Annotated in this window: 17 protein-coding genes and 1 other annotated feature (1 of these 18 cut by a window edge); of the genes, 6 read left to right on the top strand and 11 right to left on the bottom strand. The window is 41.1% G+C overall.

What is annotated here, in order from left to right:
* Positions 1-29 precede the first annotated feature (29 nt).
* The 3 genes from trmB (at position 30) to LJD61_RS05430 (ending at position 4013) form a co-directional block, all read left to right on the top strand.
* Positions 30-671 (top strand): tRNA (guanosine(46)-N7)-methyltransferase TrmB, encoded by a 642-nt coding sequence (gene trmB, locus LJD61_RS05440; RefSeq protein ID WP_255226505.1) that lies wholly within the window; start codon positions 30-32, stop codon positions 669-671.
* A 385-nt stretch (positions 672-1056) separates the two neighbouring features.
* Positions 1057-1338, top strand: coding sequence for an ArsR/SmtB family transcription factor (locus LJD61_RS05435; RefSeq protein WP_255226504.1), 282 nt, complete (start codon positions 1057-1059; stop codon positions 1336-1338).
* Between the two features lie 209 nt (positions 1339-1547).
* The gene (locus LJD61_RS05430) at positions 1548-4013 is read left to right on the top strand and encodes a DsrE/DsrF/DrsH-like family protein (protein WP_255226503.1); all 2466 of its coding nucleotides are present in this window, start codon (positions 1548-1550) and stop codon (positions 4011-4013) included.
* Between the two features lie 301 nt (positions 4014-4314).
* On the opposite strand, the gene LJD61_RS05425 is transcribed toward LJD61_RS05430, so the two are convergent.
* Positions 4315-4857 (bottom strand): helix-turn-helix domain-containing protein, encoded by a 543-nt coding sequence (locus LJD61_RS05425; protein ID WP_255226502.1) that lies wholly within the window; start codon positions 4855-4857, stop codon positions 4315-4317.
* Between the two features lie 157 nt (positions 4858-5014).
* Between LJD61_RS05425 and LJD61_RS05420 the strand changes: the two genes are divergently transcribed.
* A complete protein-coding gene (locus tag LJD61_RS05420) occupies positions 5015-6217 on the top strand; it encodes a DUF819 family protein (protein WP_255226501.1) in 1203 nt (400 codons plus the stop codon).
* A 43-nt stretch (positions 6218-6260) separates the two neighbouring features.
* A complete protein-coding gene (locus LJD61_RS05415; RefSeq protein ID WP_255226500.1) occupies positions 6261-7238 on the top strand; it encodes a dipeptidase in 978 nt (325 codons plus the stop codon).
* A gap of 83 nt (positions 7239-7321) precedes the next feature.
* Here the strand turns inward: LJD61_RS05415 and LJD61_RS05410 are convergent, their stop codons facing one another.
* From LJD61_RS05410 to LJD61_RS05370, 8 genes are all read right to left on the bottom strand, one after another.
* The gene (locus LJD61_RS05410) at positions 7322-9799 is read right to left on the bottom strand and encodes a phosphodiester glycosidase family protein (RefSeq protein ID WP_255226499.1); all 2478 of its coding nucleotides are present in this window, start codon (positions 9797-9799) and stop codon (positions 7322-7324) included.
* Positions 9800-10262: 463 nt separating this feature from the next.
* Complete coding sequence (locus tag LJD61_RS05405) at positions 10263-11861, bottom strand: methyl-accepting chemotaxis protein (RefSeq protein WP_255226498.1); 1599 nt, start codon at positions 11859-11861, stop codon at positions 10263-10265.
* Between the two features lie 228 nt (positions 11862-12089).
* Positions 12090-13715, bottom strand: a complete 1626-nt coding sequence (locus LJD61_RS05400) for a Na/Pi cotransporter family protein (protein WP_333783060.1) — start codon at positions 13713-13715, stop codon at positions 12090-12092.
* Positions 13716-13887: 172 nt separating this feature from the next.
* Entirely contained in the window at positions 13888-15006 is a 1119-nt protein-coding gene (gene rodA / locus LJD61_RS05395; protein WP_255226497.1) for a rod shape-determining protein RodA, read from the bottom strand.
* A gap of 175 nt (positions 15007-15181) precedes the next feature.
* Positions 15182-16495 carry a hypothetical protein gene (locus LJD61_RS05390; protein ID WP_255226496.1) on the bottom strand — a complete coding sequence of 438 codons (1314 nt, stop codon included), beginning with the start codon at positions 16493-16495 and terminating at the stop codon, positions 15182-15184.
* A gap of 62 nt (positions 16496-16557) precedes the next feature.
* Entirely contained in the window at positions 16558-17427 is an 870-nt protein-coding gene (gene rsmA, locus LJD61_RS05385) for a 16S rRNA (adenine(1518)-N(6)/adenine(1519)-N(6))-dimethyltransferase RsmA (RefSeq protein WP_255226495.1), read from the bottom strand.
* Positions 17427-17969 (bottom strand): ribonuclease M5, encoded by a 543-nt coding sequence (gene rnmV, locus LJD61_RS05380; protein WP_255226494.1) that lies wholly within the window; start codon positions 17967-17969, stop codon positions 17427-17429. The genes rsmA and rnmV overlap by 1 nt, the downstream gene beginning before the upstream one ends.
* 318 nt (positions 17970-18287) lie before the next feature.
* Entirely contained in the window at positions 18288-19388 is a 1101-nt protein-coding gene (locus LJD61_RS05370) for a 3D domain-containing protein (protein WP_303740669.1), read from the bottom strand.
* Positions 19389-19749: 361 nt separating this feature from the next.
* Between LJD61_RS05370 and LJD61_RS05365 the strand changes: the two genes are divergently transcribed.
* Complete coding sequence (locus tag LJD61_RS05365; RefSeq protein WP_255226493.1) at positions 19750-21042, top strand: GGDEF domain-containing protein; 1293 nt, start codon at positions 19750-19752, stop codon at positions 21040-21042.
* Positions 21043-21139: 97 nt separating this feature from the next.
* On the opposite strand, the gene LJD61_RS05360 is transcribed toward LJD61_RS05365, so the two are convergent.
* Together LJD61_RS05360 and metG are read right to left on the bottom strand one after the other, a co-directional pair.
* On the bottom strand, positions 21140-21907 hold the full coding sequence (locus tag LJD61_RS05360; protein ID WP_255226492.1) for a TatD family hydrolase: 768 nt from the start codon (positions 21905-21907) through the stop codon (positions 21140-21142).
* Between the two features lie 283 nt (positions 21908-22190).
* Positions 22191-24134 (bottom strand): methionine--tRNA ligase, encoded by a 1944-nt coding sequence (gene metG, locus LJD61_RS05355; RefSeq protein ID WP_255226491.1) that lies wholly within the window; start codon positions 24132-24134, stop codon positions 22191-22193.
* A gap of 177 nt (positions 24135-24311) precedes the next feature.
* Positions 24312-24404 (bottom strand) — a binding site (T-box leader) (it continues 142 nt past the right edge of the window).

The raw sequence follows: 24404 nt of genomic DNA, 5'->3' as shown, positions 1-24404 counted from the left end.
TAATATTATCAGCACTGGAGGTATAGAGAGTGAGATTGCGAAAAAAGCCTAAAGCACTGGGCACATTAGAAGAGAATCAGCATTTGATCATATTCAAACCGGAAGAGAAAAAGGGCTGCTGGAAAGATCACTTTGGCAATAATAACCCTTTGTATGTAGAGCTCGGAACAGGCAAAGGAAAGTTCATAGTTGAAAATTGTTACAAATATCCGAATAAAAACTTCATAGGAGTAGATTCAAAGTATGAAGTAATATATATGGCGTTAAAGAGAGCACTTGAGAAGGGAACAAACAACCTGGCTTTTCTTCCCTTCAACATTGAAAATATTGAACAGGCCTTTGATAAAAACGAAGTAGATTGCCTTTTCATAAACTTTTGCGACCCATGGCCAAAGTCCAAGCATGCTAAAAGGCGCCTCACCAACATTAGATTTCTTGAGAAATATAAGTTATTTCTTAAGGATGGCGCGCAAATTATTTTTAAGACGGACAACAGGCCCCTCTTTGATTACAGCATCGATGAATTCAAGGCGGCTGATTTGGAAATCACAGATATCACATACGACTTAGCAGCAGAAAATGATCCGGAAAATATTCCAACAGAATATGAAACAAAGTTTATGGAAAGAGGCGTAAAAATCAACAGGCTGAAAGCAATTTATAGGGTTTAGAGCTCAGGATTCAGGATTTTGGGTATTACTCTGGGGTCAGCCTCTGGCCTCTAGATTAGGGCATTCCTCTGGGACCTTTGTTGTAATGTTCTAACTTTACAATCCTGATGTGAATGGTAAACTAAAATAGGGGCTTAACTAATCAACAGGATGAAATGTACTAATCGCCTTGCAATCGCTACTTGCAGGGTGATTCTCTTTTTTGCTAATTTTTCTTTTGATGAAAACTCAGCAAACTCAGTGTAAATCCGTGTTCCCCGTTTCCCCGTCTCTCCCTTTTACCCATCTGCCATATTGACATATATTTGGTAAAGTGGTATCATTATATCGTAATATTTGAATATATAGATATTAGGATAAATAATCGGAAATTTGAGGTGAAGGTATGGAAGGAGATTTCAAGCAATATACAGAGACTGCAGAGTTGCTGAAGGTGCTGGCTCACCCAGTAAGGCTGTGCATAGTAAAAGGCCTTATAGAGAAGGGTTCCTGCAATGTGAGCCATATGCAGGGCTGTCTTGAACTTCCCCAGTCCACTATATCGCAGCATCTGCAGAAGCTTAGGGCTGCCGGGATAGTAAAGGGCGAAAGAAACGGCCTCGAGATAACCTATAGCATAGCTGATGAAAGAGTAGGAAAATTTATTGATTCCCTGTTCAATGAATAACGAAAATTTTATCACTGAACTAACCCGCTCTAAGACCCCCGCCTCTATAGGCGGCGGGTGCCAAGAGCGGCTAAGTCCAGTGCCCCAGGGCACCTTCTCTTGCCCTTGCGGGGCAATTCACCTTGTATGGACTCGACTAACATTCAGTGGGGGTTGAATCCCCCTCTGAATGAAGTCTCGTTCAATTTAAGAATTTAGGAGGCAAAAAGATGGGTAAGAAAGTTTTAATAGTAGGCGGAGTAGCCGGTGGCGCTTCTGCTGCCGCAAGGCTCAGGAGGCTTGATGAAAATGCAGAAATAATAATGTTTGAGAGGGACGGATATATTTCCTTTGCAAACTGCGGTCTGCCTTACCATATAGGCGAAGTCATCAAGGAAAGGGAGAAGCTTCTGGTTCAGACTCCTGAAGCCATGAAAAAAAGATTCAACATAGATGTAAGGATCAACAGTGAAATAACTTCCATCGATCCAAATAATAAAAAGGTTATTGTAAAAAGTGCGGACAGAGGAATTTATGAAGAAAGCTATGATTATATAATATTGTCTCCCGGAGCAAAGCCTATAAAGCCCAATATACCAGGGATAAACAGCAGCAGGATATTCTCATTGAGAAATATACCTGACACCGACAGGATCAAGGACTATGTCGACAACCGCAACATCGGATCAGCCATCGTGATAGGAGGAGGCTTTATAGGGGTTGAAATGGCAGAAAACCTTGTCGAGAGAAATATAAAGGTCACTCTTGTGGAAGCAGCTCCCCATATACTGGCTCCCTTTGATTCCGATATGGTTGTCATCACAGAAAAAGAGATGGAGCAAAAGGGCATAAAGCTCATATTGGGCGATGGTGTTAAAGCCTTCTCGGAAGAAAACTCATCTGTTCAGGTGACATTGAACAGCGGCAAGACTTTGTCTGCAGATATGATCATATTGGCGATAGGAGTTACGCCTGATACAGGATTTTTAAAGGATTCCGGCATAGAATTCGGACCTAAGGGGCATATAATCGTAAACGATAGGATGGAAACAAATATCGAAGGCATATATGCAGTTGGAGATGCTATAGAGGTTATGGATTTCATCACCGGACAGAAAACGGCCATACCTTTGGCGGGACCTGCCAACAAGCAGGGCAGGATAGCAGCGGATAATGCAGCGGGCTTGAACAGCGTCTACAAGGGGAGCCAGGGCACTTCGATACTCAAGATATTCAACTTGACTGCCGCAAGCACAGGTGCCAACGAAAGAACCCTGCAAAGGCTTAACATGCCTTACAGGACCATATTCCTTCATCCCAACTCCCATGCGGGATATTACCCTGACGCCCTTCCCATGACCATAAAGCTCATATTCAACGATGAAGGGAAAGTGCTGGGTTCCCAGATAATCGGCTATGACGGTGTGGATAAGAGAATAGATGTCATAGCTGCCGTTATAAGGCTTAAAGGTACTGTAAACGACCTGGCTGAGCTTGAATTAGCCTATGCTCCTCCTTATTCCTCTGCAAAGGATCCTGTCAATATGGCAGGCTTTATGGCCCAAAACATTTTAAACGGCATGACTTCCGCCATTACTCCTTCACAATTCAAGGCCATGGATAAGGACGACTACATCCTTCTCGATGTGCGGACTGAGGAAGAGTTTGAAAACGGCCATGTAGACGGAGCTGTGAATATACCTGTAGATAGCCTGAGAGATAGGCTTCACGAACTAGATAAGGGAAAAGCTATAATTGAGTATTGTCAAGTCGGTCTGAGAGGCTATATAGCAAGCAGAATATTAAAGCAAAACGGCTTTGAAGTAGTAAATATCACAGGAGGCTATAAGAGCTTTTCCATAGAAAAATTCGAGCCGGGGAAAAGCGCAGCCGTCAATGAATCTGATAATACCGTAAATGATAGAGGAGAAGCCGTAAAGTCTTTTAGTCAAGAGCAGCCGGATAGAGAGCTTGACGCCTGCGGACTGTGCTGCCCGGGACCATTGATGCAGGTAAAATCTTGTATTGAAGAGCTCAACAAAGGCCAGGTGCTTAAGGTTACAGCCAGCGATCCGGGTTTTTATGAAGATATAAAGGCGTGGACCAGGAGAACCAATAATGAGCTTATGGATGTGAAAAAAGACGGAGGCAAAATAATCGCTCATATAAAAAAAGGTATGGATATTGCTCCTGCGGTAAACAGCACCGCTGCACCGATAGCTGTAAAGGATAATAAGACCATAGTCGTATTCAGCGGAGATCTGGATAAGGCGATTGCATCTTTTATAATAGCAAACGGCGCTGCATCTATGGGTAAAAAGGTTACTATGTTCTTCACCTTCTGGGGGCTTAACATCCTCAGGAAGCATGACAAAGTCTCCGTGCAAAAGGGCTTCATGGATAAAATGTTCGGCATGATGATGCCTAGAGGAAGCAAGAGATTGGGGCTGTCAAAGATGAACATGCTGGGTATGGGGCCGAAAATGATAAGAAGCGTCATGAAGAACAAGAATGTGACTTCGCTGGAAGACTTGATAAAAGCAGCCATGGAAAGCGGCATAGAAATAGTGGCATGTCAAATGTCCATGGATGTGATGGGCCTGAAGCAAGAAGAGCTTATAGACGGAATAAAAATCGGAGGAGTCGGCTATTACCTTGGTGAGGCCGAGGACTCGAACGTGAATTTGTTTATATAATTTCCTTTTTAGCCTCTAGCCGCTGGCTTCTAGTCCCTAGTATAAGGGTCACGAGTCCAGGGTCAACGAAAATGAGGGATACAAATTGACACGGAAGTTAAATTCATTAGGCGCTATTATGACTATATATAACGCATTAATATTTTACAGCAGTAAGCTTATATTAACTGATAAAAGCTATGTAACGTATTTATTGCAACTTATATAGGGAATAATCGTATGTGCAAGTAAATGTGAACTGCACATACGATTATTCAAATTTATATACTTTTTATGTCCCACGTTATTGATCATAATATAACTACCAGCTAGGCGGTGTCATAGCCCATATTGAGATGCATTCATCGTCATCATAATTTTCATAAACATGAGCTTGAGAGCTGTCAAAATATATACTGTCTCCTTCGTGTAGCACATGCCTTTTGCCCGCAATGATCACAACCATATTTCCTTTTACTACATATCCACATTCTTCACCATCATGAGAAATCGCTTCTTCAGCTTTATGAGTGCATCCATTCAATCTAATCAAAATAAATTCAATTTTTTTGTTGTATGTCGGAGTTAAGAATTCATATATCCTTGACTTATCATTGGTTACCAATGTGCGTCTTTCATTTTTTCTTATAAGCGCAGAAACCTCTTTTTTTTCATCAAAAAAATATCCCATTGTTACATCAAGCGCGTTAACTATATTCAGCATTGCAGTAATTGAAGGCACCACTTTATCTCTTTCAATCTGGCTGATAAGTCCGGTGCTTAATCCCGACATATTAGAGAGATCAGCAATGCTCAGTTTTTTTGATTTTCTCAATTCTCTTATTTTAGGACCTATACCAGTCATAATTTCCCTCCAAGGTTTATTTGAATAATATTATATCATTTTGAGCTTTAAAAATATATTGATTTAAAATTCAATATATTGATAATTTATTTAATATATTGACGATTCAAAGTTTTTATTATATGCTTATATCATAAAAATATAAGGAGGTATAATTATGGGAAGTTTGATTAAAGCAGATCAAACATGGGTATTATGGGCAATTTTAACCGGATTAGCTGCCGGGAGCATTTACTTAGAGGGAAAATACAAATGGGCCTCAAAAGTCACAAGTTCCATCATCGCTTTAGCAGGAGCTCTGATTTTATCCAATCTACATATTATTCCTACGGAATCTCCAGTATATGATACTGTCTGGAGCTATATTATTCCTTTATCAATTCCAATGCTTCTTTTCAACTGCAACATGAAAAAAATATGGAAGGAAAGCGGCAGATTACTGGGGATTTTTATTATTGGTTCATTTGGTACAACATTAGGTGCATTTATCGGATACTTTGCTTTACATAAATATGTACCCAGCTTAGGATATGTGGCAGCAATAATGACCGGATCTTATATAGGCGGCGGTGTAAATTTTGTTGCCCTATCTGATGCTTTTAATGTTCCTAGCGATATTATAGCTTCTGCAACAGTAGCGGATAATTTATTAATGGCGCTATATTTTTTTGTATTACTGGCAATGCCGTCAATACCTTTTTTCAAAAAGCACTTTTCTCATCCTTTAGTAGATGAAATTGAGTCTTCAGGAATGGCAGCTTTAACATCCGATAATTCGAATATATCAAGGAAAACCGAGATTACGATTAAGGATGTTGCCTTTGTTATTGCCAGTTCATTTATAATAGTAGCTGCATCAACAGAAGTCGCAGGTCTTTTTTCAAAAATTATTCCAACCGGCAATGCCTTTTTAAAAGCATTGAATTCATTGTTGGGAAATATGTACTTAGTATTAACTACAATAACAATGCTGCTGGCCACCTTTAAGTCCGAATTTTTCTCTTCATTGAGAGGGGCGCAAGAAATAGGCATGTTTTTTATGGCAGTCTTTATGGCAGTAATCGGTGTTCCTGCATCTATATCTCAAATAATTTATAAAGCGCCCTTACTCTTAGTATTTTGTGCCATTATGGTGCTGATAAACTTGCTGGTAACACTTCTTGGGGCTAAAATCTGCAAATTCAGTTTAGAGGAAGCCATCATTGCTTCCAACGCTAATATAGGAGGCCCTGCAACTGCTCCCGCCATGGCAAGTGCTAAAGGCTGGACACCTTTAGTAGGCCCGTCAATATTGGTTGCAGTGTTTGGATATATTATCGGCAATTATTTTGGTATTATAGTCGGCAACATTTTGATTTAAACCATTCAACCGACAGATGGAACTTTAGGAGGAAATACTGATAATGATATTTAATGGACATTCAGACATATTATCTGATATAAACTTGAGGAGGCTAAAGGGAGAAAAAGACGTTTTTAGAAAATACCATTATAAAAATTTTCTAAAATCAGGAGTTAAAGCAGCCATATGGGTGATTTGGACCGATCCTGAGCATCTTAATGATCCGAAAGAAAGAACAGAACAAATCATACAATCCATGTCAGAAGAATTTGCTGAAGCTTCTGATATACTAAATATTGTTAAAGAGTATAGCGACTTTGACAGAGGGCTGAAAGAAAATAAAATAAACATTTTAATTGGTATGGAAGGCTTGTCTCATATTGAGAATAATATAGACTTGCTAAAATCATACTATAATGACATAGGTTTACGACATGCTTCTTTAACCTGGAACGAGAGGAATATTTTAGCTTCCGGAGTGGATGATGCTATAAACGGAGTTACCTATTTAGGGCAAAAAGCCATAGAAAAAATAGAGGAGCTGGGCATCCTTTTAGATGTATCACATCTGAATGAAAAGTCTTTTTGGGATGTAGTCAATATAGCTTCAGGACCTATCATTGCCTCTCATTCAAATTCTAAAAAATTTGCAAATGTGAAAAGGAACCTTGATGACAGCCAGTTATTGGCGGTTGCTAAAAGCGGCGGGTTGATAGGGATTAATGCATGCAGTACATTTGTCAATGATGATAAACATAAGCAAGGAATAGACGATTTAATCGATCAAATCAGCTATATAAAAAAAATAATAGGTATAGAGCATATTGGATTCGGCTTTGATTTCTGTGATTTTCTGCCCGCGTCATATGTGGGATTGCCAGACCCGAGGACGAACTCTATTACTGTAAAAGCATTATCATCAGAAGCTGATATACTAAATCTCATTAATAGAATGAAGGAACGAGGATATACCCAGAAAGAGGTGGATCTAATATCCTATAAAAATTATGATAATTTGCTTAAAAAGATTATGAAATAGTTAAAAGCTTAGCGCAATGCTGCAAACTGTAAATAACATCATAAAAAAGAAGTTAACCTACTTCGTTAACTTCTTTTTTTATATTATTGATCTATTGTAAATGTATATTTCAATTCCGGATTTATCGAATTTCCGGCTTTATCCTTGAGGAACAGCCTTATATTATGCTCTCCTTTGTAAAGCTTGTAATCTATCGTATGAGTGATCATACCTGTTTCCGGATTATACACCGCTTTTACCTGAACGTTATTGAGCAAGAATCTTATGGATTTAGGATCGATGCCCTCGCCCTTATCCTTTACCTTTATAGTGATCTCCGAAGGCTGAGCCTCAAGCTTCGCACCTGCTGCAGGATTCAATTCCACAGCTTCAGGATTGTAGATATCCGGTCCCGGTTCGTATAGTGCGGTCAAGTTATCGAAATAAACTGCACCCGCAGTCTTGTTCTCCTCCAGAGGCTCTGCTATATATATCTGCTCAAGGGCAATAGGGAATTTCTCATCCTTTGGAATTTCCGCATATACATACTTCCATCCCTTCCAGTTGAAGCCGCCCTGGTTCGTAAAGTTTACAAGCTTCTTCTCGCCTGCGCTGTTTGTATAAACGCCTCTGAGCCAGTGTGCCCCGCCGTCTCCATAAGCCCACAAGCCTATTTCCAATGGCTTGCCCGGAGCTTTCACAGGGTTCTTCAGGTTAACATAAGCTGCAGCAGTACCGGTCTGCTCAATTACCATATTATATGCCAGCTTTAAGGCTCCTTTGCCCTGTTTTACAGGCTCCTTATCAACAGTGGTCTTTCCTGATGCTTCAGCTCTTATACTGCTTATCTCGATATTATCTGTCTTTTCAAAGCTTTCCAGCACTATAGGCGTATTTCCTACTCGTGCCTGGACATCCGCCGCAACCTTATCCACTTTGCCGATTATCTTTCCTTCTTTTTTATTCTTGCCTGCAGTAAATACTCCAGCCTTATCCATCGTTCCTATTTCACCGCTTACGGACCAGTTAACCGCAGAGGGGCTTATCACGATTTGCTGTCCGTTTTCATCATAAGCCTTGACCTCCAGCTGAACCTTCTGCCCCGGGTCCAAGCTTACATAGTCATTTGTTATCTTAAGGGAAGCCACCTTGTCATGTACCTGCACTTCTATCCTGCTCTTTGTGCCTCCCGAAGAGCCCTCTATAAAGCCCTTTCCCGCTTTTGAAGCGGCTGTAAACATGCCATTTTCATTCATCTTGCCTATGCCCTTGCTCAGGGTATATTTTATAGCGTCAGCTTGAATGTCCACCCTGTTGAAATACTGATCAAGAGCATATGCGCTTGGTGTAAAGGTACTGTTTTTGTATATTTTCAGAGTATCCTGATTAAATCTTACATGCATCGGCTTTGATTTAGGGGCATATGACAGTATCTGTATGGAATTGGAAATACTTCTCTCTCTCCCGTCTGAGGGTGAATTCACCAAAGCCGGTTCAAAATGGCCTTGAGTTCTCACTACCATAGATGTAGACCCTCCGCCATCCAGATTTATTGCATTTTCTATGCCTTGGCTGAACAAATATTCAGCGAACTCATAAAGAGTCATCCCATCGCTGAAGTTTTTCTGTCTCCCGTCCACCGTCACCATGACTACCGAACCGCCTTTGATGCCTATGGCAGTTCTGGGATGTCTTACCTTGGCATCGCTTGCCTTAACTATCTCTTCTGACAGCTGGCCGCCTTTTAAAAGTCGCGTATTGCCAGATACCGCATATTTTATATTATTCCTGTTGAAGTTTATGCTGAAGCTTACTTCATCGCCTTCCTTCAGTGAATTAAGAAATTCAGCGGCCATGCCCTGCCCTGACAGTACGATTCCGTCCTCCGGGATCTGAGCATCCTTTACATCCTTATATATTGTATGTACATAGCCCTTGTATTCTTGATTGCCCTTGATAGGAAGCTCAATCCCCTTAACCACTACTTCCGTTCCATTGCCTTTCGTGTTGGTAAGACCTGCGAAAGCCGGTGTGTATAATATAAGCTGATTATCCCATCTTACCCTGTTCACTCCTGCTATAGAATAGCTGATATCTTTGAACTGGGCCGATCCTTCCATCATCAACAGATCTATAAAGCAATTGCCCTGGTCACTGACCCCAAAGATCGTGCTTTCCGGCAAAGCGGTTTTTATTTCTCCGTCAATGATGCTGGTCCCCGAAGTCAAGCCTCTAAGCTCATTGGTGTAAAAAAAGTCACCATTTACAGCCCCTAAGACTCTGGTATCATCGCTGTATTTTTTCTGGGCCTGCTTTGATACGGTTTCAGTTCCTACGGCTTTACCGCTGTCTGAAGCCTCAACTTTTATATATTCAGTCCCTATCAGGGTTTCAACCATATTGATGCTGAATATACCCTTTGGAGTCACCCAGGCAGCCTTCTTGTAATGAGTGCCCGGTCCTATCTGCTGGCTGCTTTCTGAGTAGGCCCCCTCCCCATCCGCATAAAGCATTGTGGAAAAAAGCAGAGTAAATGCCAGAAGCAAACACAGAGCCTTCTTTGCTGTAAATCCTTTCTTCATATAAATTACCTCCTGTGCTTCAATGATTCTATTCTATTGTACCATTAAAGTTGGACGTATTATATTTCGTGTTTGTTACAAAAAAACGAAATATGGAGAACGGTGAAAGACAGGGAGGGAAATAGGCAGATGGGCAAATGGGCAGATGGGGGAAGGTCAACCACTGAAAGACACGGAAGTATTTTCCAATGCCATATCACACAGGAATGCTAGTTATGAACCTAAGACTAAGTAAACTTGCTTACTGCAGCTTCAAAACTCGCTTTGGCTCAAACAATTGAAGCTGCGGTCGTTACGCTTCGTTAACTTACTCTAAGGTTCTTCACAAAATTCCTGCTTAGATATGGAATAAAAATATTCTCCCGTGTCTTTCAGTGGTTTCCGTCTCCTATGACCCAAAAGGAATACCCTAGCCCCTGAGTTCTGAGCTCTGAATCCTGAGTTCTAAAACCCGTCTCTCCGTTTATTCATTCAGGTTAATATCTGCCAGAAGCACTCCCTGAACCGTTCCTCCCTCATACAGAGGAATGGATATGGTGATATTGTAGTGGTTGGTAAGTATTGATATGTACTCCTTGCTCACATATGTTTCTCCGGCCATGGCTCTTTGGAAGAATACTCTGGCGCTGCAGTCTCTTTGTTCCTTCGGGACTTCCGGGCTGGCAAATTTGATGACCCCGTTTTTATCCACCAATGCCACTAATTCGACATAGTCCAGATCCTTTCCCCTGCCGGCTAAAAGCTCATTTCCTTTATCTTCATCCATCTGCAGGAGCCTGTCAACCTTGCTGGTCTCAATGAGCATCTTCTTTACGGTCTCCACTTTAACTTTCATCGCGTCGGTAATCACAAAGCCCTGCATGAAGTTGCCTATTATACTGTTGCTGTGCTCGATGGCATCACTAAGATTTACTATGGAATCATACATGGTCTCTATTATTGAAAGCTGCTCCTGCGTGGAGGCCGTTATTTCCTCAACCACTGCCGCATTCTGCTGAGTGGCATCATTTATTACCTCAACGGCATGAGTTATTTCATTTATTTTTGCTTTCTGTTTTTCAGTAAGGTTTACTATGGCCTCTGCAGCATCCATATTTTTTTCAACAGCCTTGTTTATATCTTCAGATTTCTTTAAGGCCTTTACTGCATAGGCTACATTATTCTCTATAACCTCTGTCTCAACCTTTATGCTTGTAGACAGCCCTTGAATTTCTTTTGTTATGCTCTCGATAAGGGTCTTTATCTTCTTGGCAGAGCCCGATGAGTCATCCGCCAGCTTGCTTACCTCTCCTGCAACTACCGCGAAGCCTCTCCCGGCTTCTCCTGCCCTTGCAGCCTCTATGGATGCATTCAGGGCCAGGAGGTGCGTTTGGGATGCTATGGCTTCCACTGCTTCAGTTATCACGCTTACCTGCCTTATTGAATCGTTCAGCTCCGTTATATCTTTCAATACTTTGTCGTTATACTCTTTTACCTCTTCCATCTTTTTGAAGGCTTCTCTAAAGGTTTCAAAGCTTTCATCGACTACTGTCTTGGAATTCTTAGCCGCATTCAGGGATTCCCTGGCGTTCTCATAAATGTCGTTCACTCCGTAAGAAAAGGTTTCTACGCTTTCTTTGACGCTGACTGTAGATTGTGCTTGATTATTGACTGCTTCAGATATATTCTGCACAGTAGAAGCTATCTCGCCGGATGTAACTCTCAGGCCTTCTGCCTGGCTCTTCATGGTTTGGGATTCCTTAGTAGTCTTTTCCGATAAATTCACGTACTGGCCTGTCAAATTTCTTATCTTGTCCAGGTATTCATTAAATTTATCCCCGATTCTATTGATGACCTTTATATTGGACTTTTTTATGTTTATATTGAGCTGACCGCTGACGATTTTGCCCAGGTTGTCATGCATGCGCTTTGCTCCATTGCTAATAACATATATGAAAATTATTTTCATAGCTACCAGTGCGGCCACAAATACTGATAATAAAATCAAATTATCTCTCATAATGATTGCAAGAACACCCAGTATTATGCTGAACAATATATAGCCCAACCAAAGACCTGTCATAATCATTCCTCCCATATCTTACTAACATCAATTATATTATACATTTAACGACATCAATAATAAATACCCTATATAAATATCGACAATATTTCCCGGGAAATAATACATTATTATAAAAAATCAGTGCTGAGCAGGCAAAAATACTTAAAATCCGCTGCAAAAAAAACAGGCCCCCGCATCACTTTCGAGCAGGTTTGGCTCTTTGTGACACTGGTTCCCGAATGACCTTTATATCTTAGTCTTATGAATTACGGAAGCAGGGCTTACAATACCGGCAATATTTACGCTGTGGTCGCTTATTCTTTCAAGATTTGTTACAATATCCAAAAATATTACCCCTGCGTTTATATTGCATTCGTTATTATTCAAACGTCTGATGTGGCTTTCTCTCAGGCTGTCCCTCAGCTCATCGACCCGTTCCTCGTACTCATTTACTTCTTTAACCTTTTCCTTGTCCTCGTCTTCTAAAGCGGTTAAGGAAGTTTCTATAGCTTTGTCCACAACACCGTATATTTCCTTCAGCTCTTCAACAGCAGTGCTTGAGAAAACAATCTTATTATCAATCTTAAACTGCGCAAGTTCAACCAGATTCTCCGCATGATCGCCGATCCTCTCAACATCATGAACAGTATTGAACAGCGATGCAACACGGTTTGATTGCTCAGAGCTTATGGCTGTATTAGAAACAGCAAGCAAATATTCTGTAATTTTTTTCTCCAGCGCGTTTATGGCTTTCTCCTTTGCATAAACCTCAGCTATCAAATCTTCATCCTCAGTCAATATGGCATCTATGGATTTTCTAACGTTTGATCTTGCTATTTCAGCCATTCTGATTATTTCCTTCACTATCTGCACAACAGCGACAGATGGGGTTTCAAGTATTCTCTTATCCAGATATACAAGCTTGGTAGGATCCTCGGCTTCTTTGCCGGGTATAAGCTTAGTAACAAAGGCTACAAGGAAACCTGCAAAGGGCAGCTGTATTGCTGTATTTACCAGGTTGAAGAATGTGTGTGCATTAGCTATCTGCCTTACTTCGTCCAAAGAGGTCATCTTGACCAGTTCTGCCATCGGTCCGAGTATCAGCAAAAATATTATTGTACCCACTATATTGAATATAAGATGCATCAGGGCTGCTCTCTTAGCGGTGAAATTTGCTCCTATACTGGCTAACAATGCAGTGACGCAGGTTCCTATGTTATCTCCAAACAAAATCGGCAATGCGGCTTCTATAGGAACAAGTCCCTGTAAAGCCAGTGCCTGAAGAATACCTATAGTAGCACTGCTGCTTTGAATCACAGCCGTCAATATAAAGCCTGCGAGAACTCCCAATAGAGGGTTGTGCTGCAAATTGACCATGAACTGTGTAAATTGAGGGATTTCTTTTAAAGGCTTCATAGCGTCGCTCATGGAATTCATTCCTAAGAAAAGTAAGCCAAAACCAAGAAGAAGCTCTCCAAGCTGCCTATGGGATTTCTTTTTTGCAAACAGCACAAGGGCTGTTCCTGCTATCAAAGCATAAGGGATAATATTGCTGAATTTAAAGGCGATTAATTGAGCTGTCATAGTAGTGCCTATGTTAGCTCCCATTATAACGCCTACAGATTGGCTCAGATTCATTATGCCTGCGTTGACAAGACCTACCACCATTACTGTAGTGGCACTGCTGCTTTGAATTATTGCAGTTATCGCCGTACCTACCAAAACCGCTAGAAATCTGTTTCTCGTGAGAACCTCCAGCAGTTTTTTCATCCTGTCGCCGGCTGCTTTTTGCAAGGCATCGGACATAACCTTCATGCCATATAGAAATATGGCCAAGCCTGCAAATAAGCCGAGTATCATACTATAACCCAAGATTACACCTCCAACAAAAAATATACCATTATAAGTATATTAGTATAGAAAGATAAGTACAATACTGAAATTCAACCTTTTTAGCGTAAATATGCCATTTTTCTCACAAATAATACAGTATACTACTTTTGTCCGTAAGTAGAAAATATAGAAAGGGAAATGTATGAAGTTTCTAAAACCTGATAACCTGCCTTCTCATTCCTACATTTAAAACCAAACCTACAGATATCATATTTGTTAAAAGGGAGCTTCCCCCATAGCTTACAAAAGGAAGAGGAATGCCTGTAACAGGCATGATTCCGATTGTCATGCCTATGTTCTCCAGGACATGAAACAGAAGCATGGCCATAATACCGATGCATATATATTTACCGTAGCTATCCTTTGATATTCTGGCAATATATATGCACCTTGTGATCAGGATCATAAATAAAAATATGATGACCACAGAGCCTATAAGGCCAAGCTCTTCCCCTATCACAGAGAATATGAAATCCGTATGCCGTTCGGGTATAAAGCCCAGATTGTTTTGAGTGCCCTTAAACAAGCCCTTTCCCGTAAATTGGCCCGAGCCTATGGCTATTTTTGATTGGATGACGTGGTATCCGCTGCCCAGCTTATCCAGCTCCGGATTAAAAAAAACTAATATCCTCTTTTTTTGATAATCTCCGAAAAATTTAAACCAGAGCAAAGGCAGGCTAAGCACAGCTAAAACTCCTGTCCCTAATATGAATTTATAGCTCATGCCTGCAGCAAACACCATAAAGGCAATAAAAAAAATAAATACAAGAGCTGTCCCAAAGTCGTTTTGAAGGAGTATCAAGCCGATTATAGGGACAATGTATAGTATTATCGGAATTATACCCTTTATAGTATCCAGAGTACCTTCTCTTTTTTCCAAAAGCTTGGCAAAGGATAATATAAAACCTATCTTTACAATTTCTGAGGGCTGAAAGTTTACAGGACCTAGATCGAACCAGCTTTTGGAGCCCTTTATTTCTTTTCCGAATATCAATACTGCCACCAGAAGTATTATGCTTACCGCATAAATTAATTTGCTCATGTCTCCGAAGGTATTGTAATCAAAGAAAAGTATTATGATGATCGCTATTATCCCTAAAATAAAAGCTACGCTTTGGATCTTTATTTGGGTCAAGGATCCGCCATGGGTGACCCCGGTTGCACTGGCTATGGCAGCGATTCCGCATGCAAAAAGCAGTATCATTGAAATTATTATTCCAATGTCTATATTTTTTAATAGTTTCTTATCAAAAATATTATCCCATCTCATAGGCTCATTCCCTCTTATTTTATTTCATATTCAATTTTACCACAAAAAAATGATTTTACCACACTGTAACTTTAAACCAAAAAAAGAAAGGGTTATCCACTCTTTCATACAATAAAAAAAGGCTTCTCAATCGAAGCACTTTAAAATAGATGAAGCCTTTTAATTTCCTCGAGTTTTAAATTCTGCATATTTTCCCTTTCATTATATCCATGCACATGATCCAATAGCCTCTCCTATTGTCCCTGGTTCTTTTATAGCCTGTAAATCCCTTATATTCATAGCAGGCCTTGCAGCCTTCATAATATGCTCCCGGTATGCCTATATAAACATACCTTATTTCTCCCTTCCTGTATTCTATGCCTAAAACGCAGCTTTCTATGTTTCTTCCTGCGCTTTCTGCTATATATGGATAGGACAGAGGCATCATGGCACCGTTTATCGGTATCATAACATCATTCAGAAGGGGCAGTTCTTGACCTATTCTATACCACCTGATCCCGTATTCGTCATGGAACCCGCCAAATTTCTCCATACATTTTAGAGCATCGGCCATTATTTTATGGGCCTTCTCTTCGCTTTCCTTATGCTCTTTCTTATGCCGCTCAGGCTCTTGAACCTCATTTGTGAGCCTTCCCGTATCCCAACCATGGAAGGATTGCTGTTCCGCATACTCAGGCTCTTCATAATATAAAGGCGCAGGTTCGGCTCTCATTTCCATGTCTATTATCTCAGACTCGGATTCTAAAATTTCCTCTCTCGCAGCTTCAAACACTTCGGCCGATTCTGCTCCGTCCTCTTTTTCTATTCTCTCTTCTACTTCCGATGACTCATGAACTTCCCTGGCTTCCAATATTTCTTCGGCATCTTCTTTTCGTGCTTCTTCTATTTTAACTATCTCTTCCGCTTCTTGAGCTTCCCCTTGCCCTCTTGTCTCCTCCTGCCAGACCATGTCCTCTATTTCTCTTGCTTCCTCTATATCTTCTGCCGCTTCTATCCTTTCAATACGTGGCAATTCCTCTGTAACACTTTCTTTCTCAGGCATTTCTTCTTCCCGTATTTTCTCTGCTTCCTCTTTATCCTCTTTGCCATACCAATCCCTCCATGGTATGCTGTCCCTGCCCGCGTAGCCTACCATGGGGATTCCTGAACCTGCCACAACCAAAGCACCGGTAAATTCACTTATGGATAAATTGCTGCCCGAAACATTGTCCGAATCAAATTCAGCATAAAATTCTCCTCTTCCTGCACCATCCATTCTAAACAGACCTATATCCAGCACCAGCTTTTGCCTTGGAGCCAAAAGATTCAATTTATATTTGGATTTTGTGTCTGATTTCATGTTCTGAATAAACCCGCCGACCTTAACTCTGTTTTTCTTTATTTCTATTTTTACATAGCCGGTGGGTATTTTCCCGGCTGTCATCTCATAGCCCTTATCTTCTTCCTGCAATATTATGAAGTACCTTTTATATTCATATCCCAAAGGCACAAAAAACCCCTCCCTTCAAAAATTGTCATTACTAATATATGTCTGAGAGGGGCAATTGTAGACTACTTTTTTAAAAAAAGCCATATTTTGTTGCTTAAAGCGGCAAATTCGTTCATACTTAAGGTCTCACCCCTTCTTTTGGCGTCTATATCACAGCTTTTAAGCAGTTCTTCGATCCAGCTTTTTTCAAGATTGAGGCCGCTCCCATACAGTGCATTCAACAGGGTTTTTCTTCTTTGGGCAAAGGCAGCCTTTATAACTCTGAAAAACAAAGCCTCGTCTTCCAAAGCCACGGGTGCTTCCTGCCTGATTTTCAGATTGACTACAGCCGAATCCACTCCCGGCATGGGCATAAAAGCCTCTGCCGGCACTATAGCCGCTATTTCCGGTATTGCATAATATTGAACCGATAATGACAATACCCCATAGTCTTTGCCTCCGGGAGCCGCCGCAATCCTTTGGGCCACTTCCTTTTGCACCATGATGGTTATGGATGACAGATTGAGGCCTTCTTCCAAAAGCTTCATTATTATCGGAGAGGTTATATAGTATGGCAGATTCGCTACCACCCTGGCCTTTATGTCTCCAAAATTTTCTTTCAGCAGCGATTTCAGGTCCAGCCGCAGCACATCATCATTTATCAGCTTAAAATTATCATATCCCGACATGTTGATGCTCAGGGCCTTTATTAGGTCTTTATCGATCTCTATGGCTAAAACCTTGCCTGCCCTTTCGCATAATTGCTTTGTCATGGTGCCGAGACCCGGTCCGATTTCCAAAACCATGGAGTCTTTATCTATAGCAGATACTTCCAGTATTTTACCCAGCACTCCCGGGTCTATCAAAAAATTCTGTCCGTATTTTTTTGAAGCTCTTATATCGAACTTTTTCATAGCATCTCTTGTGGCATCAGCCAAAGTATAATCTCTCATCACATGCGCCTCCCGGCCTTTTCTATCGCTCTATCAAATTCTTCTCTGGTAACCCCATAATTATTCAGCCTTTTTAGAAACTGCTTTGCATTGGTATACCCTATGCCCAGAGCTTTTCCCACTTTAGCCCTCATATCCGCTGCAGAATCGCAGCCTGACAGACCGTATGCCATCATGTCATCCTGGCCGAACTCAGCCCGCTCCTCCTTGGTTTCACATCTCGCCATCGTCAAGGCTTTTATGATACTATCGGGAGAAGCATTTTCCACTCCTACATCACCTTCATCCGTGGCCTCTTCTCTGGGTATGAAGGCATGCTTGACACCGGGAATTCTGTCCCCGATTATTTTTCTTATCTTTTCTCCCATAAAATCCGGATCAGTCAGTATTATGACTCCGCGCTTCTCAACGGCTGTTCTTATAAGCTTGAGAGTATCTCCCGTGATTCCAAAGCCGCTGGTTATTATCACATCAGCATCCACTGCCCTTTTCACGGCAGCCGCATCATTTTTGCCTTCTACTACGATACATTCCTTGATCATATATTTCCCCCTCATCATCCCATTATTAATATGAAAGTCCAGCGGACCTTGTCATCCTGAGGGCTATGCCCGAAGGATCTGATTTGAGATTCTTCAGTCGCTTTGATCCTTCAGAATGACCAAGACTGTTTTCGTTCAACGTTGTGCGGACACCGCATGCTAATTCTGAGCGAAACAAAGCGAAGCGAAGAATCTGGATAAGATTCTTCGCTACACTCAGAATGACGGCATACGCCTTTCCAATTGCGAACAATAACAACTATTATCAACCCTTCAGTGATTTGACCTGGTTTCCGTTATCCTTATGTCGCATTATTCTCAGAACTTATATTTAGGCTTATCCAGTACGTATACCTTTACCTTTTTCTTCCCGTACTTGGCAACATCCTTCGGAGATTCATAATACAGGTCTATCCTATTGCCTTTGATGGCTCCGCCGGTATCTGCAGCCAGAGCTTCTCCGTAGCCCTCCACATAGAGCCAGGTCCCCAAGGGTATGACCTTCGGGTCTACCGCTACGATTCCCGGCTTTACTTTGAGTCCTGACCGGGTTACGCCATATTGAGGATGGCCGGGATTCTTGCCTGTGCTGGCAAATGTTGCGTCATAAGCTGTGGCAGTCATTTCCATTGCTTTTACAAATCGTGTGACAGTGCCCCTGGAAGAAACCAAGGTTGTTTTGGTGCCCTCCTCAATGACTCCTGCAACAGGCTCTTGAATGATCTTCTCCGCAATGATCTGCCTCATGGATTCGATTCCATTTTCGAAAACTATCTTTACCGAGGTTTCTTTCTTGCCTTCCTTGCCTTTGTTTATTACCTTTACAAAGCCTTTCTCCAGGCTTTCATTTTTTCTTACCTCATTTTCAAAAGGGATCTTCTCAACCTGATTTACGATTTGCTCTTCTACTCTTATAACATTTATCCTGTCCACATCTTTTGTCAAAGCGTCTTTTTGAGGCTGTATTTTGTCCAGTGCCCCCAGATATACTCCTGCTTCTTCTATTGCTTGGCCTACGGTTTGAGCCAAGGTGTGTATGAGTATATCTCTTTCCTTAGTAATTATCATTATAGGTTTTGCTCTTTTTATCACTATCTTCATGTCATCCCTAAGCTTTTGCTCAGGGTCGATATCAAGTCTGTCGTCCGGACCGATTTGGATGCCTCTTTCGCTCAGCACCTCAGCCACTGTAGACTTAAAGGTGCTGATATTGCTCTCCGCATCCGCATCTGCAATAACTATGTCTTTCTTCAATATATTAAATATAATCGATGCAGTCAAAAGCAAAACAAGGACGGCTGTTATGCTGATTCCAATGCAAACGGGCTTCTTATATTTGAGTTTAAGCTGTCCGTTCTCATAACGCCATTCCCTTCCTAAGGAAAATAAACTTTTTAACCGGGGAAAGTTTATTCCCATTAATTACCCTCCTTTTTAATCGATAAGCATATTTTATATTTTTTTTTCCGTATTGTCAAACTTTGCATATTTTTATATACATAGCCTTATATATTTTTTACTAATTTTAATGGTTATATACCATTATATTAATAATGACTTGAATAAATTACATCTGTACTATATATGAGCTGCATGATCAAATTTCATAACATCATGTTGAGAATTGCCGCAATATGTTGAATACTGTCATAATTTGTTGTATTATGTAATTATGTATCGTTACTAGTAAAAAATGCAAGGTTGACTCGCAAGGTTGACTGTCTTCAGATTGCTACGCATGATTGAATCGATAGAATCATGGGAAAGGAATAGTAAAATTATGATAAAGTCAACTTGCCGTAAAGGAAAGAATTGCTTAACAAAAATTTTCATGGTGCTGCCTATAATTTGGATTTGTTCAATTGCAGCATTGTCCTTTTTTACATATAATACGCTTTCCAACGGCATTAGAAATGAATTGGGGAATAAAGCTATGCTGCTGGCTTTAGATATTTCACAAAAGCTTATTATAGAAGAAAATGAAGTTAAGAGATTGCTTGAATTAGATTTTAACCAATTACTGAAAGATCCATTAAACATTAAGTTCGAAGATGCTGTAAGATTTGTCATTAAAGGCTCTGATATTAAATATGTCTATATTGAAGCTCCATTATCAAAATCAAAATATATTGTGGAGCGGGGAGAAGAAGAAATATACAACGCAAAAGCAGGTACAGAGCTGAGCGTTGTATATTTATTGGACGCAGCTGTAAGCGATGCAGTCCGGCTAGAGGACACCTCCGGCAAAGGATATGAGGACAAGGATCGGTATACTGTGATGGATAAGTCATTCCTTGCTGCATATAAAAGCAAGACACCTTCTTTTCACATTTCTCAAAACCGATGGGGAAATTACATAACAGGCTATGCTCCTTTTTATGATAGCGGCGGAAATTATATAGGGTTGTTAGGAGTAGATATTTTTATAGAAAAGTATAACGAATCTTTAAAAAACTACTTGTTAGTAATAGCAGGGTTTATATTCATTAATCTAATAGTTGGAATACTGGCAATATATCTTGGCATTAAAGCAAAATATGAAAAAATGCAGGCTCACGAGAAATATTTGCTTTCATCAATTGATGATTTGACATCAATCTTCAACCGGCGCAAATTTAGAGAGATAGTCGAGGGCAGTTGGGAAAATGCCATAGAAAATAATCAAGAGCTTTCAATGGTTTTTATCGACATAGACTATTTTAAAGAATTTAATGATAATTATGGGCATCTTAAAGGGGATGAGCTATTAAAAAAGCTAGCCAGACTGTTTAAGACTAAAGCCGAACAATACAAAGGATTCGCCGGACGTTTTGGAGGAGATGAATTTGTGATACTGCTTCCTGATGCTAATATTATTAAGGCTAAAAAAGCAGGAGAGGATATCTTAAAAACCGTTGAAGAACTCAGAATTCCCCATGACTATTCTGCTGTAAGTAAATATCAAACAGTGAGTATAGGTGTGACATCAACTATTCCTACAAAAGACGCAATGCCTGAGATTTTATTTAGTCATGCTGATATTGCCCTATACCAGGCAAAAAGGTATGGCCGCAATAGGGTTTGTTTATGGTAGCTATGATACTAACGAAAAAGTAAAACTGATCTCTCATCATGATATTCCCCCCTTACAGATCTGTAAAGGGGGAATATCAAATCATACCCAGTATCTTTTATATATTAAATAATCTTTTTCCGTTTTCAAGTGTCTTTTCTGCTATCTCTTCAAATTCCATATCCCTCAACGCGGCTATTTTCTCCGCCACATGCCGCACATAAGAAGGGTAATTCCGCTCTCCCCTGTGAGGCACCGGAGTGAGATAGGGGCTGTCGGTTTCTATTAAAAGCATGTCTAAGGGAACCTCTTTCGCCGCTTCCACCGCTTTTTTAGAATTTTTGAAGGTCACCGGCCCGGATAATGATATATACATATTGAGCTTCAGGCATTCCCTCATCATTTCCACACTTCCGGAGAAGCTGTGGAGCACACCGCCTATTTCTTTGACCCCTGAGCTTTTGAGTATATTCATGGTATCCTCATGGGCATCCCTGTCGTGGATTATCACAGGAAGTTTGAGCTGTTTGGCCAGATCGATCTGCTCCATGAAGCGCTTCTTCTGGACATCCCTGGGAGAATAATCATAATAATAATCCAATCCTATCTCACCTATGGCTCTCACCTTTTGATTCTTCTCAACCAGTTCAGCCAGTGCCATACAGCTTTTTTCATCCATCTCGGAAGTATCATGGGGATGGACCCCAACTGATGCATATATAAAGTTATATTTTCCGGCAAGCTCTATGGCCTTCAGAGAGGTAGCAAAATTGCTGGCCGCATTTAAAATGAGAGCTACGCCTTCTTCTCTGCATTTTTCTATGACAGCGCCCCTGTCCTCATCAAATTTGCCGTCATCCAGATGAGCATGTGTATCAAAAAGCATTGTTATTATCTCCCTCCGTGCTCAATATGGGAAAGTAATATATCACGCAGAAATCAAAGCTTTTAACCTAAGACTAAGTAAACTCGCTCACTGCAGCTTCAAAACTCGCTTTGGCTCAAACAGTTGAAGCTGCGGCCGTTTCGCTTCGTCAACTTACTTTAAGGTTATCCGCTAAGTTCCTGCTTAGATATATTAATTCTCCTTCAGTGTTTTTTGTGAAACTTCCGTGTCTTTCCGTGGTTTCCGTAATCCTCCGTGTCAATCCGTGTTCCCCGTTCCCCCATCAGCTGACTGTTGACCCTGAAGCTATTTCGCTTAAAGGTGATACTACGGTGAGTTCCTGATCATTTGATGCTGCCAGTATCATGCCCTTGGACTCTATGCCGCGAAGCTTCACAGGCTTCAGATTGGCTACAACCACCACGCTTTTGCCTATCAGATCCTCCGGCTTGTAATACTCTGCTATGCCTGAAACCACCTGTCTGATTTCCTCCCCAACCTGAAGCTCCAGCTTCAGCAGCTTATCTGCCCCTTTTACTTTTTCGCAGCCTAAAACCTTCGCCACTCTCAGGTCCAGCTTTGCAAAGTCCTCTATGGTTATCTCCGGCTTAAGCTGTTCTGCAGGCTTGGCTTCAGCGGCAGCCTTAGCTTCAGATGACGATTTTGGTTTTGGCGCAGCCTCCTCCTTCTCGAATTCAACCCTCGGGAATATGACGCCGCCCTTTTCCACCTTAGTCCCGGCTTTGATCCCTCTATAATCATTAAGGCTCTCCAATGTCTTAAGCTCTCCATCCTTTATGCCCAGCTGAGAGAATATCTTTTCCGGGGTATTGGGCATAAACGGAGTTATCAGCACCGCTATATACCTCAAGGCCTCTGCCAAATTGTACAGGACAGTTCCCAATCGGTCTTTCTTGCTTTCGTCCTTTGCCAAAGTCCAGGGTGTAGTTTCATCTATATACTTATTTGCCCTTCCTACCAGCTTGAATATCTCTGCCAGAGCATTGGAGAAAAGCAGCTTGTTCATAAGCTCATCCACCTTGCCCGGCAGTTCAGATGCCATATTTTCGAGCTCCGCGTCTATAGGCTCCGTGGCCTTCGGCGAAGGTATAAATCCGTCAAAATATTTCTCTATCATGGTTATGGTTCTTGAAACCAGATTCCCAAGGTCATTGGCCAGGTCCGAATTGAGCCTGTTTACCAAAGCCTCTTCCGAGTATATCCCATCTGAACCAAAAGGTACCTCTCTGAGAAGGAAATATCTTATGGGATCTACACCGTATTTTTCTACTAAGACCACAGGGTCTACCACATTGCCTTTGGATTTGGACATCTTGCCGCCCTCCAATATGAGCCAGCCGTGACCGAATACCTGCTTTGGAAGAGGCAGATCAAGCGCCATGAGCATAATAGGCCATATGATGGTATGGAACCTTACGATCTCCTTGCCGACCAGATGCACATCTGCGGGCCAATATTTCTTATAGTCGCTGTCATCCTCCGTGAGATAGCCTAAAACAGTTATATAGTTTGATAATGCATCTATCCATACATAAATTACATGCTTCTCGTCAAAAGTTACAGGTATGCCCCAGTCAAAGGAGGTCCTGGATACGCACAAGTCCTCAAGGCCGGGCCTCAGGAAATTGTTGAGCATCTCATTCTGCCTGGATTGAGGCTGTATGAAGTCCGGATTATCCTCAATGTATTTTATTAATCTGTCTGCATACTTTGATAATTTGAAGAAATAGCTCTCTTCCTTTGTGAGCTCCACATCTCTCCCGCAGTCGGGGCATTTGCCGTCAACCAATTGATGCTCCGTCCAGAAGGATTCACAAGGGGTACAGTACCAGCCTTCGTATTCGCTTTTATATATATCACCCTGGTCATAAAGCTTCTTGAAAATCTTTTGCACAATTTTTACATGATAGTCATCGGTGGTTCTGATAAATCTATCATTGGAGATATCTAAAAGCTTCCACAGCTCCTTTATACCTGCCACTACTTCATCAACATACTGTTTTGGAGTGACACCCTTGTCTTCCGCTTTTCTCTGTATTTTTTGTCCGTGCTCGTCAGTACCCGTAAGAAACATTACATCATAGCCGGACAGCCTTTTATACCTGGCAGCCGCATCCGCCGCCACTGTAGTATAGGAATGGCCTATATGCAATTTGTCGCTTGGATAATAAATTGGTGTAGTGATATAATATTTTTTCTTCTCCATATTTTTCTCTCCTTTATTATTTTACTATAATAACCAATTGATGCATCTGTTGTTATGTTGACTGATAACGATTGCGAGAGCTCCGGGACTAAGACTTTGTAAGCTTGCACTCTTCTATCAGTCAGCAAAACAATTTATACATTGAAATCTTTTTAAAATAAAAAAACCCTCAATCCCCAAAGGGACGAGAGCATCGTGTTACCACCCTAATTTATTTTTACTTCACAGTAAAAACCTCAATAAGTGACTATCATCACTTTACCCTGTAAC

This window comes from Lutispora saccharofermentans (genome assembly GCF_024363565.1).
In the GTDB taxonomy this organism is placed as follows: domain Bacteria; phylum Bacillota; class Clostridia; order Lutisporales; family Lutisporaceae; genus Lutispora; species Lutispora saccharofermentans.
Note: the sequence above shows the minus strand (reverse complement) of the source record. Positions and strands in the feature narration are given on the sequence as shown.